The 14,242-nt window shown below is 73.1% G+C and carries 15 protein-coding genes; 11 read left to right on the top strand and 4 right to left on the bottom strand.

Annotated elements, in window-relative coordinates:
• Positions 1–69: 69 nt before the first annotated feature.
• Together H508_RS0103590 and H508_RS0103585 are read left to right on the top strand one after the other, a co-directional pair.
• Positions 70–915, top strand: a complete 846-nt coding sequence (locus tag H508_RS0103590) for a fumarylacetoacetate hydrolase family protein (RefSeq protein WP_026373052.1) — start codon at positions 70–72, stop codon at positions 913–915.
• Entirely contained in the window at positions 912–1,652 is a 741-nt protein-coding gene (locus tag H508_RS0103585; RefSeq protein ID WP_026373051.1) for an SDR family NAD(P)-dependent oxidoreductase, read from the top strand. Before H508_RS0103590 ends, H508_RS0103585 begins: the two co-directional genes overlap by 4 nt.
• Positions 1,653–1,659: 7 nt before the next feature.
• Here the strand turns inward: H508_RS0103585 and H508_RS14325 are convergent, their stop codons facing one another.
• Positions 1,660–2,313: a transaldolase family protein gene (locus H508_RS14325; RefSeq protein ID WP_035253729.1), complete on the bottom strand. Its 654-nt coding sequence runs from the start codon at positions 2,311–2,313 to the stop codon at positions 1,660–1,662.
• A 150-nt stretch (positions 2,314–2,463) separates the two neighbouring features.
• On the opposite strand from H508_RS14325, the gene H508_RS0103575 reads away from it, so the two are divergent.
• The 9 genes from H508_RS0103575 to H508_RS0103535 all read left to right on the top strand — a co-directional run bounded on the left by H508_RS0103575 (position 2,464) and on the right by H508_RS0103535 (position 10,237).
• Entirely contained in the window at positions 2,464–3,387 is a 924-nt protein-coding gene (locus tag H508_RS0103575) for a ribokinase (RefSeq protein ID WP_245569435.1), read from the top strand.
• Complete coding sequence (rbsD, locus tag H508_RS0103570) at positions 3,387–3,791, top strand: D-ribose pyranase (protein WP_026373049.1); 405 nt, start codon at positions 3,387–3,389, stop codon at positions 3,789–3,791. Before H508_RS0103575 ends, rbsD begins: the two co-directional genes overlap by 1 nt.
• Complete coding sequence (locus tag H508_RS14320) at positions 3,791–4,600, top strand: GntR family transcriptional regulator (protein WP_211220832.1); 810 nt, start codon at positions 3,791–3,793, stop codon at positions 4,598–4,600. Before rbsD ends, H508_RS14320 begins: the two co-directional genes overlap by 1 nt.
• Positions 4,601–4,672: 72 nt before the next feature.
• A complete protein-coding gene (locus H508_RS0103560) occupies positions 4,673–5,248 on the top strand; it encodes a glucose-6-phosphate isomerase family protein (protein ID WP_026373048.1) in 576 nt (191 codons plus the stop codon).
• 1 nt (position 5,249) lies between these two features.
• Positions 5,250–6,746: a xylulokinase gene (xylB, locus tag H508_RS0103555; protein ID WP_026373047.1), complete on the top strand. Its 1,497-nt coding sequence runs from the start codon at positions 5,250–5,252 to the stop codon at positions 6,744–6,746.
• A complete protein-coding gene (locus tag H508_RS14315) occupies positions 6,746–7,735 on the top strand; it encodes an NAD(P)-dependent oxidoreductase (protein WP_051222738.1) in 990 nt (329 codons plus the stop codon). Before xylB ends, H508_RS14315 begins: the two co-directional genes overlap by 1 nt.
• Entirely contained in the window at positions 7,732–8,385 is a 654-nt protein-coding gene (locus H508_RS0103545; RefSeq protein WP_051222602.1) for a bifunctional 4-hydroxy-2-oxoglutarate aldolase/2-dehydro-3-deoxy-phosphogluconate aldolase, read from the top strand. Before H508_RS14315 ends, H508_RS0103545 begins: the two co-directional genes overlap by 4 nt.
• Positions 8,382–9,290: a shikimate dehydrogenase gene (locus tag H508_RS14310; protein ID WP_035253727.1), complete on the top strand. Its 909-nt coding sequence runs from the start codon at positions 8,382–8,384 to the stop codon at positions 9,288–9,290. The genes H508_RS0103545 and H508_RS14310 overlap by 4 nt, the downstream gene beginning before the upstream one ends.
• Positions 9,290–10,237 (top strand): phosphotriesterase family protein, encoded by a 948-nt coding sequence (locus tag H508_RS0103535; RefSeq protein ID WP_026373045.1) that lies wholly within the window; start codon positions 9,290–9,292, stop codon positions 10,235–10,237. Before H508_RS14310 ends, H508_RS0103535 begins: the two co-directional genes overlap by 1 nt.
• A gap of 51 nt (positions 10,238–10,288) precedes the next feature.
• Here H508_RS0103535 and H508_RS0103530 read toward each other — a convergent pair whose 3' ends face one another.
• The 3 genes from H508_RS0103530 to H508_RS0103520 form a co-directional block, all read right to left on the bottom strand.
• Positions 10,289–11,293, bottom strand: coding sequence for an ABC transporter substrate-binding protein (locus tag H508_RS0103530; RefSeq protein ID WP_026373044.1), 1,005 nt, complete (start codon positions 11,291–11,293; stop codon positions 10,289–10,291).
• Between the two features lie 139 nt (positions 11,294–11,432).
• Entirely contained in the window at positions 11,433–12,455 is a 1,023-nt protein-coding gene (locus tag H508_RS0103525) for an ABC transporter permease (RefSeq protein ID WP_035253725.1), read from the bottom strand.
• Positions 12,452–13,969, bottom strand: a complete 1,518-nt coding sequence (locus H508_RS0103520) for a sugar ABC transporter ATP-binding protein (RefSeq protein WP_026373042.1) — start codon at positions 13,967–13,969, stop codon at positions 12,452–12,454. The genes H508_RS0103525 and H508_RS0103520 overlap by 4 nt, the downstream gene beginning before the upstream one ends.
• Positions 13,970–14,242 lie beyond the last annotated feature (273 nt).

Here is a 14,242-nt window from a genome sequence, read left to right as displayed (position 1 = left end):
TGGCCGTATAGTCGGGCTCAGAGTTCGGATGTTCGACATCCGATGGCGATGAGGCGAAGGAGACGACGGATGCGATTGGCGCGGCTCGGACCGGTGGGCGAGGAGATCCCCGTGGTGATCGACGGCGACCGCGCGCTCGACTTGCGAAGCGTGACGCGCGACATCGACGCGGCCTTCCTCGAGCGCGGGCTCGACGCAGTGCGCGAGGCCCTGCCCGCGCTGCCCGAGCTCGACCGCAGCGGCCTGCGCGTCGGCGCCCCGATCGCGCGGCCGGGAGCGGTCGTCTGCATCGGCATGAACTACGCTGCCCACGCCGCCGAGTCGGGCAGCGCGCCGCCCGAGCAGCCTGTCGTCTTCCTCAAGCACCCCAACACGGTCGCGGGCCCCGACGACGACGTCCCGCTGCCGGCCCACGCCGCGAAGCTCGACTGGGAGGTCGAGCTCGCGATCGTGATCGGCCGCTCGTCGTGGAACCTGGGCTCTCGCGAGGAGGCGCTCGAGTGCGTCGCGGGCGTCACGGTCGCCGACGACCTCTCGGAGCGCGCGTGGCAGCTCGAGGTGTCGGGCGGGCAGTGGTCGAAGGGCAAGTGCGCGCCCGGGTCGACACCGCTCGGCCCCGTGCTGGTGACGGCGGATGAGGTCGACCTCGGCGCGCTCCGGCTGCGGAGCCGCGTGAACGGCGAGCCTCGTCAGGACTCGTCGACGGCCGACCTCATCTTCGACGTGGCGACGATCGTGCAGGACCTCAGCCGCTACATGCGGCTCGACCCGGGCGACCTCGTGCTCACGGGCACCCCGGAGGGCGTCGCGCTCTCGGGCCGGTTCCCGTACCTCGCGGACGGCGACGTCGTGGAGATCGAGATCGATGGCATCGGCGCGCAGCGCCACCGGATCGTCGCCGAGGGAGCGGCATGAACGAGTTCGAGGGACTGGTCGCGGTCGTGACCGGCGGCGGCAGCGGGATCGGCGCAGCGGTGGCGACGGAGCTCGCCTCGCGCGGCGCGCGCGTCGCGGTGCTCGATCTCCGCCCCGGTGATGCCCACCTCGGCGTCGAGTGCGACGTGAGCGACGACGCCTCGGTGCGCGCGGCGATCGAGCGGGTCGCGAGCGAGCTCGGGGGCATCGACGTGCTCGTCAACAACGCCGGCATCGGCGCCGCTGGCGCGGTCGACGACAACGACGAGGCCGAGTGGCACCGCGTGTGGGACATCAACGTGGTCGGCATCATGCGCGTGACCCGCGCCGCCCTGCCCTGGCTTCGGCGTTCGAGTGCCGCAGCGGTCGTCAACACCGCCTCGATCGCCGCGACGGCCGGGCTGCCGCAGCGCGCGCTCTACTCCGCGTCGAAGGGCGCGGTGCTGGCGCTCACGCGCGCGATGGCCGCCGACCACCTGCGCGAGGGCATCCGCGTCAACGCGGTCAGCCCCGGCACCGCCGACACGCCGTGGGTGGGCCGGTTGCTCGACGCGGCACCGGATCCGGCGCTCGAGCGGGCGCAGCTCGAGGCGCGGCAGCCGCACGGGCGGCTCGTCGCCCCCGACGAGATCGCGCACGCGGTCGCATACCTCGCCAGCCCGCGCGCCGGCTCGACCACCGGCGTCGGGCTCGCGGTCGACGGCGGCATGCAGGAGCTGCGCCTGCGGAAGGAGTAGCGGCGCGTCAGGCTCGCAGCGAAGGCGACGCCTCGAACGCGTCCGCCGCGTCGACGGTCGCCGGGTGCGCGAGCATCGCCTCGAGCACGGCCGGCGCGGCCGTGAAGGCCGGCACGCGCGCCTCGGCGAGCTCGACGACGTCCTCGGGGCTCCGGAGGCTCGCGGCGAGCACCTCGCTGCCCGAGCCGCCGCACGCCGCCTGCATGCGGGCGATGTCCGAGACCGCGTCGAAGCCGGCGTCGCGCATGCGCCCGAGGTAGGCGGCGAGGTAGCGGATGCCGCTCGAGGCGGCCGCGAGCGCCTGCGCGGGTGTGAACACGGCGGTGAGCAGCACCGGCGCGCCCTCGCGGGCGAGCCGAGCCGCGACTCCGAAGCCGGCGCGAGTCGCCGGCACCTTCACGACCGCTCGGTCGCCGAGCGCCAGGATGGCGCGAGCGCGCTCCTCGAGTGCACTCGCATCGGCGCCCCACGCCTGGAAGAACACCTCGCGCGCGCCCTCCTCGACCCAGCGGGCGTAGAGCTCCGGGATCTCGGCGACCGTGCGACCGGCGCGCTCGAGGATCGTCGGGTTCGTCGTCACGCCGTGGACGAGCGAGTCGGCGAGGAGCGCGGAGACCGCTGCGAGGTCGGCTGAGTCCACGTACAGGCGGGGTGCGATCACGGCGCGGCTCCTCAGGGCATGCGGGCGCCCCGCGGGATCGCTGGGGACGCGGCTAATGTAATGACAGGTGCGCGCGGACGTCAACGAGGATCGCGCGGGAACGGAGGACCCGTGGCCGAACGGCTGGGACGCGTCGCGGACGAGCCCGGCGTGCTGATCGTGGGATCGATCACCGCCGACGTGACGACCTTCTCGAGCAGGCTGCCGAAGCGCGGCGAGACGTTCCTCGGCGATGCGTTCACGCTCGTGCTCGGCGGCAAGGGAGCGAACCAGGCGGTCGCTGCGGGCCGAGCAGGCGCACCGGCTCGCATGGTCGGCTGCGTCGGCGACGACCTCTTCCGCGACCTCGTCTACCACGGGCTCCGCGACGCAGGCGTCGACGTCGGCCACGTCCGCACGGTGCCGGGCCAGACCGGCATCGCCCACATCCGGGTCGACGCGAGCGGCGAGAACGACATCGTCATGGTGCCGCTCGCGAACGCCCACCTCGACGAGGAGCAGATCGATCGCGCCTTCGACGACCTCGGCCCGCGATCCCGCGTCATGCTCACGCAGCTCGAGATCCCGTTCCGCCTCACGATGCACGCCATCCGCCGCGCGCACGAGGCAGGCATCGCGGTGGTCCTCGACCCCGCGCCAGCCCACGAGCTCGACGACGAGATCTGGCCGCTCGTCGACATCGTGACGCCCAACGAGACCGAGGCGAGCCTCCTGGCCGGCATCGAGGTCGACTCGCGCGACGCCGCCGTCGCCGCGGGCCGTTGGTTCGTCGAGCGCGGCGTGCGCGCCGCGCTCGTCACCATGGCCGGCGCGGGCAGCGTGCTCGTCACCGCCGAAGGCATCACCGACCACGCCGCCATCCCGGTCGAGGTCGTCGACACGACCGCGGCGGGCGACGCGTTCGCCGGCTTCCTCGCCGCGGGTCTCGCCGCGGGCCTGTCGCGCGACGCGGCGATCGAGCGCGCGGGCGCCGCCGGCGCCCTCGCTGTCACGAAGCGGGGCGCCTCCCCGAGCCTGCCGACGGCAGCCGAGGTCGACGCCCTGCTCGCCTCGCGGATCCGAGAGGACGCTTGATGCGCCGCAGCGCCACCACCATCCACCCGCAGCTGAGCCGGATCATCTCCGAGACGGGCCATTACGACGAGCTCTTCGTCACCGACGCCGGGCTGCCGATCCCGCCCGGGTCGGAGCGGGTCGACCTCGCCTACCGCAAGGGCGAGCCGCCGTTCCTCGACGTGCTCGACACGGTGCTCGCGGAGATCGTCGTCGAGGGCGCCGTCATGCCCGCCGAGGTCGCCGAGGCGAGCCCGCACGTGCTCGCAGCGGTGCGCGAGCGGCTCGAGCCGCTCGGCATCGAGGTCGAGCTCATCCCGCACGAGGAGTACAAGCGCCGCTCGCGCGGCGCGCGAGCCTTCGTGCGGAGCGGCGAGTACACGCCCTACGCCAACGTCGCGCTCATCGCCGGCGTCGACTACTGATGGGCGAGCCGGCGCGACGCGGCCGGGCCGCGGCGTCGATGCCGTCGATCCGCATCGACCGGCTCTCCGCCGACCCGATGTACGACCAGCTGCGGCGCCAGATCCTCGCGACGATCGCCGACGAGGGCCTCAGCCCCGGCGACCTGCTGCCCGGAGAGCTGCGCATGTGCGAGCAGTACGGCGTCTCCCGCACCGTCGTCCGGCAGGCGCTCGGCCAGCTCGAGCACGACGGCATCATCACGCGAGTGAAGGGAAAGGGCACGTTCGTCGCGCCGCAGAAGACGGCGGAGACGCTCGCGAGCGGGCTCGCGGGGCTCCACGAGGAGGTCGCCGCGCGCGGTGGCACCGTGCGCTCCGAGGTGCTGCGGCTCGAGCGCGAACCGGCCGGCGATCGGGTCGCGGCGGCGCTCGGCTGCGACGTGGGCACGCCGATCGTCGTGCTCGAGCGGCTGCGCTTCGTCGACGACGAGCGCTGGTCGCTCTCGACGACGTGGATGCCCGAGCGCATCGGTGCGCTCGCGTTCGACGCGGAGCTCGAGGAGGGCTCGCTCTACGCGCACCTGCGGGCGCACGGCGTGCGCGCCGCTCGCGGCGTCCGGTCGGTCGAGGCGACCGTGACGGATGCGCGCGAGGGCCAGCTGCTCGGCATCGGGCCCGGCAAGCCCGTGCTGCTGCTGCGCAGCACCGTGCTCGACGATGCCGACCAGCCGATCGAGCACTTCGAGGCGCTGCATCGCGGCGACCGGACCCGCTTCGAGTTCCGGCTCTCGGCCGACGACGCCCACGGGCCCGCATTCCGCACCCGCTGACTGTGGCGTCAACCTGTAATTACAGGTAGGGTCGGAGCGCGCGACGACGCGCGCCATGACCGAGGAGATGCCGTGCCCGACTTCGCCACGCCCCCCATCGCACCCTTCGCGATCCGCTTCGACGCCGGCGCCGCGACCCTGAGCCCCGAGGGGCCGACCCTCGAGCGGCGCATGAGCGACCTCGAGGGGCTCTTCGCCGACACCGATGCCTGGCGCGCCGCCGTCGCCGACGGCGACCCGGTCGTCTACCGCGTGCAGTCGTCCCCGGTGCCCGAGGTCGAGCGCGAGCTGCCGCAGTCGATCACGACGATCGAGCCCGGCACGACGGGCGGCGAGTGCTGGATGACGAAGGGCCATCAGCACCCCGATCACCAGGGCGAGATCTACCTCGCGCTCCACGGCACCGGCGGGCTGCTCATGTTCGACGGCGAGCGCACCGAGTGGCTCGACATGACGCCCGGCACGATCGGCTACATCCCGCCGGGCTGGGCGCACCGCTCCGTCAACGTGGGCGACGAGCCCTACAGCTTCCTCGCCGTCTACCCCGGCGGTGCCGGCCACGACTACGGCTGGGTGCTCGAGCACGGCATGGGGCACCGCATCCACCGCATCGACGGCCGCGTCGAGCGCCGCCCGTACACCGCCTGACATGCTCATCGCGCACGACCTCGGCACGACCGGCGACAAGGCCTCGCTGCACGATGACGACGGGCGCCTCCGCGCGGCCGTCACCGTCTCGTACCCCGCCCGCTTCGCCGACGGCGGCGTCGCCGAGCAGGACCCGCGCGACTGGCATCGCGCAGTGGTGGAGGCGACGCGCGCGCTGCTCGCGCAGACGGCCACCGCTCCCGCCGACGTGCGCGGCGTCGTGATCAGCGGGCAGATGATGGGCGCGGTGCTGCTGGACGCGAGCTTCGAGCCGGTGCGCGACGCGATCATCTGGGCCGACACGCGCGCGCAGCGGCAGGCGGAGCAGCTCGTCGAACGGCTCGGCGAGCGGGAGGCCTACGAGCTCCTCGGCCACCGCCTCAACCCGACGTACTCGATCGCCAAGGTCATGTGGGTGCGCGACCACGAGCCTGAGGTCTTCGCGCGGACGCGCTGGTTCTGCGTCGCGAAGGACTTCGTCGTGCACCGCCTCACCGGCCGTCTCGCGACCGAGCCGAGCGACGCATCCGCCACCAACGCGTTCGACCAGCGCGCCGGCACGTGGTCGCGAGCGGTGCTCGAGGCGGCACAGCTCGATCCGGCGATCTTCCCCGAGATCGTGTCGTCGACGGAGGTCGTCGGCACGATCACCGCCGAAGCCGCCGCCGCGACGGGGCTGCTCGAGGGCACCCGCGTCGTGATGGGCGGCGGCGACGGGCCGATCGCCGCGGTCGGCGCCGGCATCGTCGCGCCCGAGGACGGCGCATACGCGTGCCTCGGCACGTCGTCGTGGATCTCGTTCGCGAGCCGGGCACCGGTGCTCGACGCGAGCATGCGCACGTTCACGTTCGACCACGTCGTGCCTGGCCGCTACGTGCCGACGGCCACGATGCAGGCCGCGGGAGCATCCGTGAGCTGGATCCACGAGGTGCTCGCGCCAGACCCGGACGGGGCGTCGCTCGCAGCGCTCGTCGCCGAGGCCGACACCGACGACGCCGAGACCGGCGGCCTCTACTTCCTGCCCTACCTCCTCGGCGAACGCGCGCCGCGCTGGGATCCCGCCGCCCGCGGCGCGTTCGTCGGCATCGGTCGCCACCACGCCCGGCCGCACCTCGTGCGCGCCGTGCTGGAGGGCGTCGCCTTCAACCTCGCGCTCTGCATCGACGCATTCCGGGAGTCGGGCGCGACGATCGATCGCGTCGACGCGGTCGGCGGGGGCGCGGCGAGCGACGCGTGGCTGCAGATCATGGCGGATGCGTGGGGCGTGCCCGTGCGCCGCCGTTCGGTCGTCGAGGAGGCGAACAGCCTCGGGGCGGCCGTGGTGGGCGCCGTCGGCCTCGGCCTCGTCGACTCCTTCGACGCCGCTCGCTGCCTCTCGGAGGTCACGGCGGAGTTCTCCCCGGATCCCGCCCGCCACGAGACGTACCGGGAGCGGCTCGCGCGGTTCGACGAGGCCTACGCCGCGCTCGCGCCGTGGTTCGCGGGCGGCGCGAGCTGATGGCCTCGATCCTCGCCACGAGCCGCTCGTTCGGCGCCGGCGACCGCGATCTCGTCGCCGAGCTCGAGGCCGCCGGTCACCGCGTCGTGCGGGGCGCGAGCGACCACCCGGTCGAGGGCCTCCGCGACGCGCTCGGCGAGGCCGACGCCTGGATCGCCGGCACCGGGCCGGTGACCGCGGCCCACCTCGACGCGGCACCGCGACTGCGGGTCATCGCCCGCTACGGCGTCGGCGTCGAGGCGGTCGACGTCGCGGCCGCGACCGCGCGCGGCATCGTGGTCGCCAACACACCCGGCGCGAACGCCGACGCCGTCGCCGACCACGCCGTCGCGCTCATGCTCGCCGCGCTGCGCTCGGTCGCCGCCGGCGACCGGCGCGTGCGCGCCGGCGATTGGAGCGCGCTGCGCGGCCGCCAGCTCGGCGCTCTCGCCGTCGGCATCGTGGGGTTCGGGCGCATCGGCCGCGGCGTCGCCGCTCGCCTGCAGGGCTTCGGCCCCCGCATCCTCGCCGCCGATCCCTTGCTCGACGCACCGGACGTGCGGTCGGCGGGGGCCGAGCCGGTCGAGTTCCGCGCCATGGCCGAGCGCTGCGACCTCGTCTCCCTGCACGCGCCCGGCGGGCAGGTGCTCGTCGACGCCGCATGGCTCGATCGCCTCGAGCGGCCGATCGTGCTCGTCAACACCGCCCGCGCCGACCTCGTCGACGAGGCGGCGCTCGCGGCGGCGATCCGCGACGGCCGGGTCGCCGCGTTCGCGGCCGATACGCTCTCGGGCGACACGGCGGCCAGCGCCTCACCGCTCCTCGCCGACGACCTCGCCGACCGGGTGACCGTGACGCCGCACCTCGGCGCGCAGACGGTCGAGGCGGTCGACGCGATGGGGTCGATGGCCGTCGCGAACGCGCTCGCCGTGCTCGAGGGGCGCTCGGCGCCCCACGCCGTCAACCGCATCGACAGCCCGGCCGAGGGCCACGGGAAGGAGCCGCAGTGACCGACCGACTCGCAGCAGGCGCGCTGCAGCGCGTGAGGGAGACCGGCGTGCTCGCCGTCGTCCGCGCGCCGAGCCCCGAGGCCGCCGTCGCGGCCGGCGACGCGCTCGTGCGCGGCGGCGTCACGGGCATCGAGGTGACGTTCTCGACCCCCGGCGCGCTCGAGGCGATCGCGGAGCTGCGGCACCGCCACCCCGACGCGCTCGTCGGAGCGGGCACCGTGACGACCGCGGCCCAGGCGGAGGCCTCCGCCGCCGCGGGCGCCGCCTTCCTGGTCTCGCCCGGCACGCTCCCCGAGCTGGCGCGCGCGATGCTCGCGACCGGGCTCACGACCATGACCGGCGCGATGACGCCGAGCGAGGTCATGGAGGCGATGGCCCTCGGCGCCGACGTCGTGAAGGTCTTCCCCGCCTCGCTCGGCGGGCCGGCGCTCGTCAAGGCGCTGCGCGAGCCCTTCCCCGACGCCGTGCTCATGCCGACCGGCGGCGTCACGGCCGAGAACCTCGCCGACTTCCTCGGCGCCGGCGCCATCGCGGTCGGCGCGGGCGGCGACCTGCTGCCCCGCGCGGCGCTCGAGGCCGGTGACTGGGACGCGATCGAGGCGCGCGCGGTGCGCTACGCCGAGGCGCTGCGGACGGCGAGGGCCGCATGAGCGGCCGGATGGGCTTCGTCGGCGTCTCCACCGGCGCGTCGTCGATCATGCGCATCTTCCCGGTGTGGGCCGAGATCCTCGCCCTCCCGACGCGCCGCCTCGAGGGGCACGACCTGCCGCTCGACGCGACGCCCGCGCAGTACCGCGAGCTCGTCGAGGCCATCCGCGACGACCCCGACCACCGCGGCGCGCTCGTGACGACCCACAAGATGGCGCTCTACGACGCGGCGAGCGACCTCTTCGACGAGCTCGACGAATTCGCGCGGGCCTGCGGCGAGGTCTCGAGCATCGCCAAGCGCGGCGATCGGCTGCTCGGCCATGCGAAGGATCCGCTCACCGCAGGGCTCGCGCTCGACGAGATCGTCGGGCCGCAGTCGTTCGGCGGGGCGCGGGACGCCGTCGTGCTCGGCGCCGGTGGCGCCGGGCTCGCGCTGACGTGGCGCCTCGCCGAGCGGGAGGACGCGCCCCGCCGCATCGTCGTCACCGACACGAGCCGAGTGCGGCTCGCGCACCTCGCCGACGTCCACGCCCGCCGCGGCACGCCGCCGGAGCTGCTCCACCTCGTCGAGGCGGGCCCAGAGGCCACGCGCGCGGCGCTCGCCGACGCGCCCGCGGGCAGTCTCGTCGTCAACGCCTCCGGCCTCGGCAAGGATCGTCCCGGCTCCCCGCTGCCTGACGGCACGCCCTTCCCGGAGCGCGCGATCGCGTGGGAGTTCAACTATCGCGGCTCGCTCGAGTTCCTCCGTCAGGCCGAGGCGCAAGCGACCGAGCGCGACCTCGTGGTCGTCGACGGCTGGCGCTACTTCATCCACGGCTGGACGCAGGTGATCGCGGAGGTCTTCGAGCTCGAGCTGGCGCCAACGCTCGTCGAGCGCCTCGCGGACGCCGCGACCCCGTTCCGCTGATGGCGTGCGTCCGCACGGTGCTGGGCGACGTCGACGCCGCATCGCTCGGGGCGGTCGACGCGCACGAGCACCTCTTCCAGGTCTCGCCCCTCCTGCCCGGCGACGAGCTCGACGACCGGGAGCGGTCGGAGGCGGAGGCGCGAGCCCTGCGCGGCAGCGGCTTCGCGGCGATGCTCGACGCGACGCCCATCGGGCTCGGCAGGCGGCCCCAGGACGTCGCCGCCATCAGCGCCGCCACGGGGCTCGCGGTCGTCGCGAGCACGGGGATCCACCGCGAGGCCCACTACCCCGAGGGGCACCCGCTGCGGGATCTCGACGTCGGGGCGCGCGCGGAGCGCTTCCTCGCGGACCTGCGCGACGGGATGCCGGTGCGCGACGAGCCGGGCGCTCCCGCCGCGCGGCACGACGGCGCGCCGGTGCGGGCGGGCGTCGTCAAGACCGGCATCGGCTACTGGTCGATCTCGGCCTTCGAGCGCGCGACGCTCGAGGCCGCCGCCATCGCGCACGCCGCGACCGGCGCGGCCCTCGTCGTACACCTCGAGCACGGCACCGCCGCGCACGAGGTGCTCGACGAGCTCGAGCGCGCGGGCGTCCGCGCCGAGCGGGTGCTGCTCGCGCACGCCGACCGGCTGCTCGACCCGGGCTTCCACGCCTCGCTCATCGAGCGCGGCGTGACGCTCGGCTACGACGGCATGGCCCGGTGGCGGGAGCACAGCGACCACGAGCTGCTCGAGCTCACGGCCGCGGTCGTCGATCGCGGCCACGACCGCATCGCGCTCGGCGGCGACGTCGCGCGCGCCTCCCGCTACGTCGCGTACGGCGGCATGCCGGGGCTCGCCTACCTCGGCGACCGCTACCTGCCGCGCTTGCGCGAGCGGGTGGGCGACGAGGTCGTGGAGCGCATGCTCGTCGACCACCCGCGCGCGCTGCTCGCCCTGTCGGCATAGCGAGCGCCCCCGGTCCGCGAGGACCGGGGGCGCTGCCGCTGGCTCAGCGGATCACTCGTAGAGGACCGCGGCGATGTCCGGGTCGTCGATGTTCTCGGCGTCGTACCAGTACGAGCCGGTGTCGGTGAAGTCGTCGAGCTCCTCGCCGTTGATCGCGGCGATCGCGTTCTCGACCACCGTGCGGCCGATGCCGATCGGGTCCTGCGTGATCGCGCCCGCCATCGCGCCGCTGCGGATGGCCTCGATCTGCGCGGCGCCGGAGTCGAAGCCGATGACCGTGATCTCGCCGTTCGGGAGGCCGAGCTCGCTCACTGCGTTCACGATGCCGATCGCCGAGCCCTCGTTGGTGCCGTAGAGCCCCACGAGGTCGGGGTGCGCGGCGATCATCGCCTTGGCGATGTCGGCCGAGCGCAGGTGGTCGCCGTCCCCGTACTGGATGTCGACGATCTCGATGTCCGGGTGGTTCTCCTCGATGTACTGCACGAAGCCGTCGCGGCGCTCGACACCGGTCGAGTTGATCTGGCTGTGACCCACGATGCCGATCTGGCCCTCGCCGCCGATGAGCTCGGCCATGTGCTCGGCCGCGAGCGCGCCCGCCGCGATCGAGTCGGTCGCCGCGAGGTTCTGGCTGTAGTCGCTGTCGCACGGCGCGTCGAACTCCACGATCGGGATGCCCGCCGACTCCGCCGTCTCGTACAGCGGGATGCACGCCTGCGGGTCGAGCGCGGCGTAGCCGATCGCGTCGGGTCCGCGGTCGATCGCCGCCTGCAGCATCTGCAGCTGCGCGTCGATCTCCGTCTCGGCGGCGGGGCCCTCGAAGGTCACCTCGACGCCGTGCTCCGCGGCGGCCTCCTCCGCACCCGTCCGCACCGCCTGCCAGAACTGGTGCTGGAAGCCCTTCGACACCAGCGCGATCTGCAGGCCCTCACCGCTGCCCTCTGCACCGGTGCCGCCCTCCGAGGCGGCCGGCGCCGAGCCGCCGCTGGAGCAGCCGACGAGCGCGAGCGCGAACGCCGCGGTTCCGGCGAAGAGCGCCGTCCTCTTGCTGAACTTCATGGAAACTCCGTTGTCTCTCGGAGCCGGTGGCCCGACTCTCTCCTTGGTGCTGTGCCGCTGTCGCCCTCGCGGGCGAGGAGGTGCCGGAGCGCTCCGGCAGCGCGCGACGGTCGGCACGGGGCCGTCGCGCGCAGGCTTCTCAGACGCCCTTGCGGTTGCGCAGGGTGTCGGCGAACACGGCGATGGCGATCACGACGCCGACGACGACGTTCTGCCACTCGGTCTGGATCGACATGATGCGCAGGCCGTTGATGAGCACGCTCATGATGAGCGCGCCGATCAGGGTGCCGACGATGGAGCCGCGGCCACCGAGCAGCGAGGTGCCGCCGATGATGACTGCGGCGATGGCCTGGAGCTCGTAGCCGACGCCGAGCTGGGGCTGCGCCGAGTCGAGGCGAGCGGCCATGACGACCCCCGCGATGCCCGTGAAGACGCCCGCGACGGTGTAGACGGTGACGAGCCAGCGGCGCGTGTTGACGCCGGAGAGCCGCGTCGCCTCCTCGTTCGAGCCGATCGCCACCGTGTAGCGGCCGAAGGACGTCTTCGCGAGCATGACGTAGGCGATCGCCGCGAGCGCGAACATGATGAGCACGGCATTCGGGAGACCCGGGACGAGCGTGCCCGTCGCGATGCCCTTGAACCCCGGGACGCTCGAGAAGTAGATGGGGCGGACGCCCGAGATCACGAGCGCGAGACCCTGCGCGACCATCATCATCGCGAGCGTCGCGATGAACGGCGGCAGGCGCAGGAAGGCGACGTTGACGCCGTTGATGAGGCCCATGAGCGCGCCCGTCGCGATGCCCGCGAGCACGCCGACGACGAGCGGCATGCCGAGGTTGACCGCGAAGATGCCGGTCATCACCGAGGCGAGCGTCATGCCCGTGCCGATCGACAGGTCGATGCCGCCCGTCGTGATGACGAACGTCGTGCCGAGGGCGAGGATGCCGATGACGGCCGTCGCGAGCAGGATGCCCGAGATGTTCGACCAGGTGAAGAAGTTGCTGCTCGCGATCGAGAAGAAGACGAGCAGCACGATGAGCGTGCCGAAGGCGAGGCCCTGCTGCAGGCCCTTGCGCCAGATGTCGGCGCGCTTGCCGCGCTCCCTCGCGACGGCCTCGTCGGAGGGTGCCGGCGCAGGCGTCTGCTGGATGGTGTCGCTCATGCTGCTCCCTGTTCGTCCGCGACCAGGTTCGTCGCGTAGTCCATGATCTTCTGCTGGGTCGCGTCCTCGTTGGCGAGCGTGCCGGTCACCCGGCCGTTGGCCATCACGACGATGCGGTGCGCGAGCCGCAGCACCTCGGGCAGCTCGCTCGAGATGACGATGATCGACTTGCCCTCGTCCGCCAATCGCTGCAGCAGGCGGTAGATCTCCTCCTTCGCGCCGACGTCGATGCCTCGTGTCGGCTCGTCGAAGATCAGGATGTCGCTGTCGCGCGCGAGCCACTTCGCGATGACGACCTTCTGCTGGTTGCCGCCCGAGAGCAGCTTGACGAGCTGCTCGGTCGAGGGCGTCTTGGTGCGCAGGTCCTCGACGTACTGCTGCGCCACGCGCCGGGCCTTCGCCTGCTGCACGAAGCCGAGCGGTCCCGTGAAGCGATCGATCGAGGCGAGCGCGGTGTTGAAGGTCACGCTCTGCTCGAGCATGAGCCCGAGGCGCTTCCGATCCTCGGAGAGGTAGCCGATGCCCGCCCTCACGGCGTCGGCCGGCTGCCGGATGGTCACGGGCTTGCCGTGCACCTCGATGGTGCCGGCCGTGCGGGGGTCGGCACCGATGATCGCGCGGGCGCTCTCCGTGCGCCCAGCGCCCATCAGCCCCGCGAAGCCGAGGATCTCGCCGCGGTGCAGCTCGAAGCTCACGTCGCGCAGGAGGTCTCGGGTCGAGAGCCCGCTCACGCGCAGCACGACGTCATCGCGGGCGTGCTCGCTCGCGCGCGGCCGAGCGCCCTCGTCGATGGCGCGACCGACCATCATCTCGATGATCGTGGGGACATGGATCTCGTCGCGCTCGAGCGTGCCGATGTACTCGCCGTCGCGGAGCACCGTGACGCGGTCGGCGAGGCGCTTGAGCTCCTCCATGCGGTGCGAGATGTAGATGATCCCGGTGCCCTTGGCCCGCAGGCTCTCGATCAGCCCGATGAGCGTCTCGACCTCGGTGTCGGTGAGCGCGGACGTCGGCTCGTCCATGATGAGCACGCGTGCGTTGAACGAGAGCGCCTTCGCGATCTCGACCATCTGCTGCTTCGCGACGGTGAGGTCGCCCACGAGGGCCCTCGCATCGAGCTTGACCCCGAGGTCGTCGAGGAGCTGCTGCGCCTTGCGGTTCAGGCCTCGCTCGTCGAGGAAGGGCCCCTTGCGAGGCTCCCGCCCGATGAAGATGTTCTGCGCGACCGTCAGGTCGGGCATCAGGTTCATCTCCTGGTGGATGATGCTGATCCCGAGCTCCTGCGCCCGCGCGGGCGTCGTGATCTCGACCTCCTGCCCGTCGACGCGGATCGACCCCGTGTCACGCTGGTAGATCCCGGAGAGGATCTTCATCAGCGTCGACTTGCCCGCTCCGTTCTCGCCGACGAGCACGAGCACCTCGCCGGAGTGCAGGGTGAACTGCACCTCGTGGAGCGCCCGGACGCCCGGGAAGCTCTTGCTGATCCCCTCGACCTCGAGGAGGGCTGCTGTCACGTCGAACCTGCTTCGTTGAAGGGATAGTCGTCGCCGACTTGCGTCGGAAAGATCCGACCTATGATGCCCACATCGGATGCGCCGTCGCAAGTTGTATCTGAATGTACCTACCCGGCGGGCCCGCCGCGACCCCGCAAGGTCACGAGCGGATAACCATTTCGCCGGACGGCGCGCGTCCTGCATTGTTGCGCGTCGTCGCGAGGCGGGAAGCGTTGCGGGACGGCGGAGACGCCCGGGCGGACAGGGACGAGCCCCGAGCCGGGCGGGTCGGAT

The sequence above is a fragment of the Agrococcus lahaulensis DSM 17612 genome, assembly GCF_000425105.1.
Taxonomy (GTDB): Bacteria; Actinomycetota; Actinomycetes; order Actinomycetales; family Microbacteriaceae; genus Agrococcus; species Agrococcus lahaulensis.
This window is presented reverse-complemented; position numbering and strand designations above follow the sequence as displayed.

What these genes read in the sequence shown, in the direction of transcription:
- H508_RS0103535 (WP_026373045.1), top strand. Translation starts at nt 9,290, where the DNA reads ATGGCGTGCGTCCGCACGGTGCTGGGCGACGTCGACGCCGCATCGCTC.
- H508_RS0103530 (WP_026373044.1), bottom strand. Translation starts at nt 11,293, where the DNA reads ATGAAGTTCAGCAAGAGGACGGCGCTCTTCGCCGGAACCGCGGCGTTC.
- H508_RS0103585 (WP_026373051.1), top strand. Translation starts at nt 912, where the DNA reads ATGAACGAGTTCGAGGGACTGGTCGCGGTCGTGACCGGCGGCGGCAGC.
- H508_RS0103590 (WP_026373052.1), top strand. Translation starts at nt 70, where the DNA reads ATGCGATTGGCGCGGCTCGGACCGGTGGGCGAGGAGATCCCCGTGGTG.
- H508_RS14320 (WP_211220832.1), top strand. Translation starts at nt 3,791, where the DNA reads ATGGGCGAGCCGGCGCGACGCGGCCGGGCCGCGGCGTCGATGCCGTCG.
- H508_RS14315 (WP_051222738.1), top strand. Translation starts at nt 6,746, where the DNA reads ATGGCCTCGATCCTCGCCACGAGCCGCTCGTTCGGCGCCGGCGACCGC.
- H508_RS0103525 (WP_035253725.1), bottom strand. Translation starts at nt 12,455, where the DNA reads ATGAGCGACACCATCCAGCAGACGCCTGCGCCGGCACCCTCCGACGAG.
- H508_RS14310 (WP_035253727.1), top strand. Translation starts at nt 8,382, where the DNA reads ATGAGCGGCCGGATGGGCTTCGTCGGCGTCTCCACCGGCGCGTCGTCG.
- xylB (WP_026373047.1), top strand. Translation starts at nt 5,250, where the DNA reads ATGCTCATCGCGCACGACCTCGGCACGACCGGCGACAAGGCCTCGCTG.
- rbsD (WP_026373049.1), top strand. Translation starts at nt 3,387, where the DNA reads ATGCGCCGCAGCGCCACCACCATCCACCCGCAGCTGAGCCGGATCATC.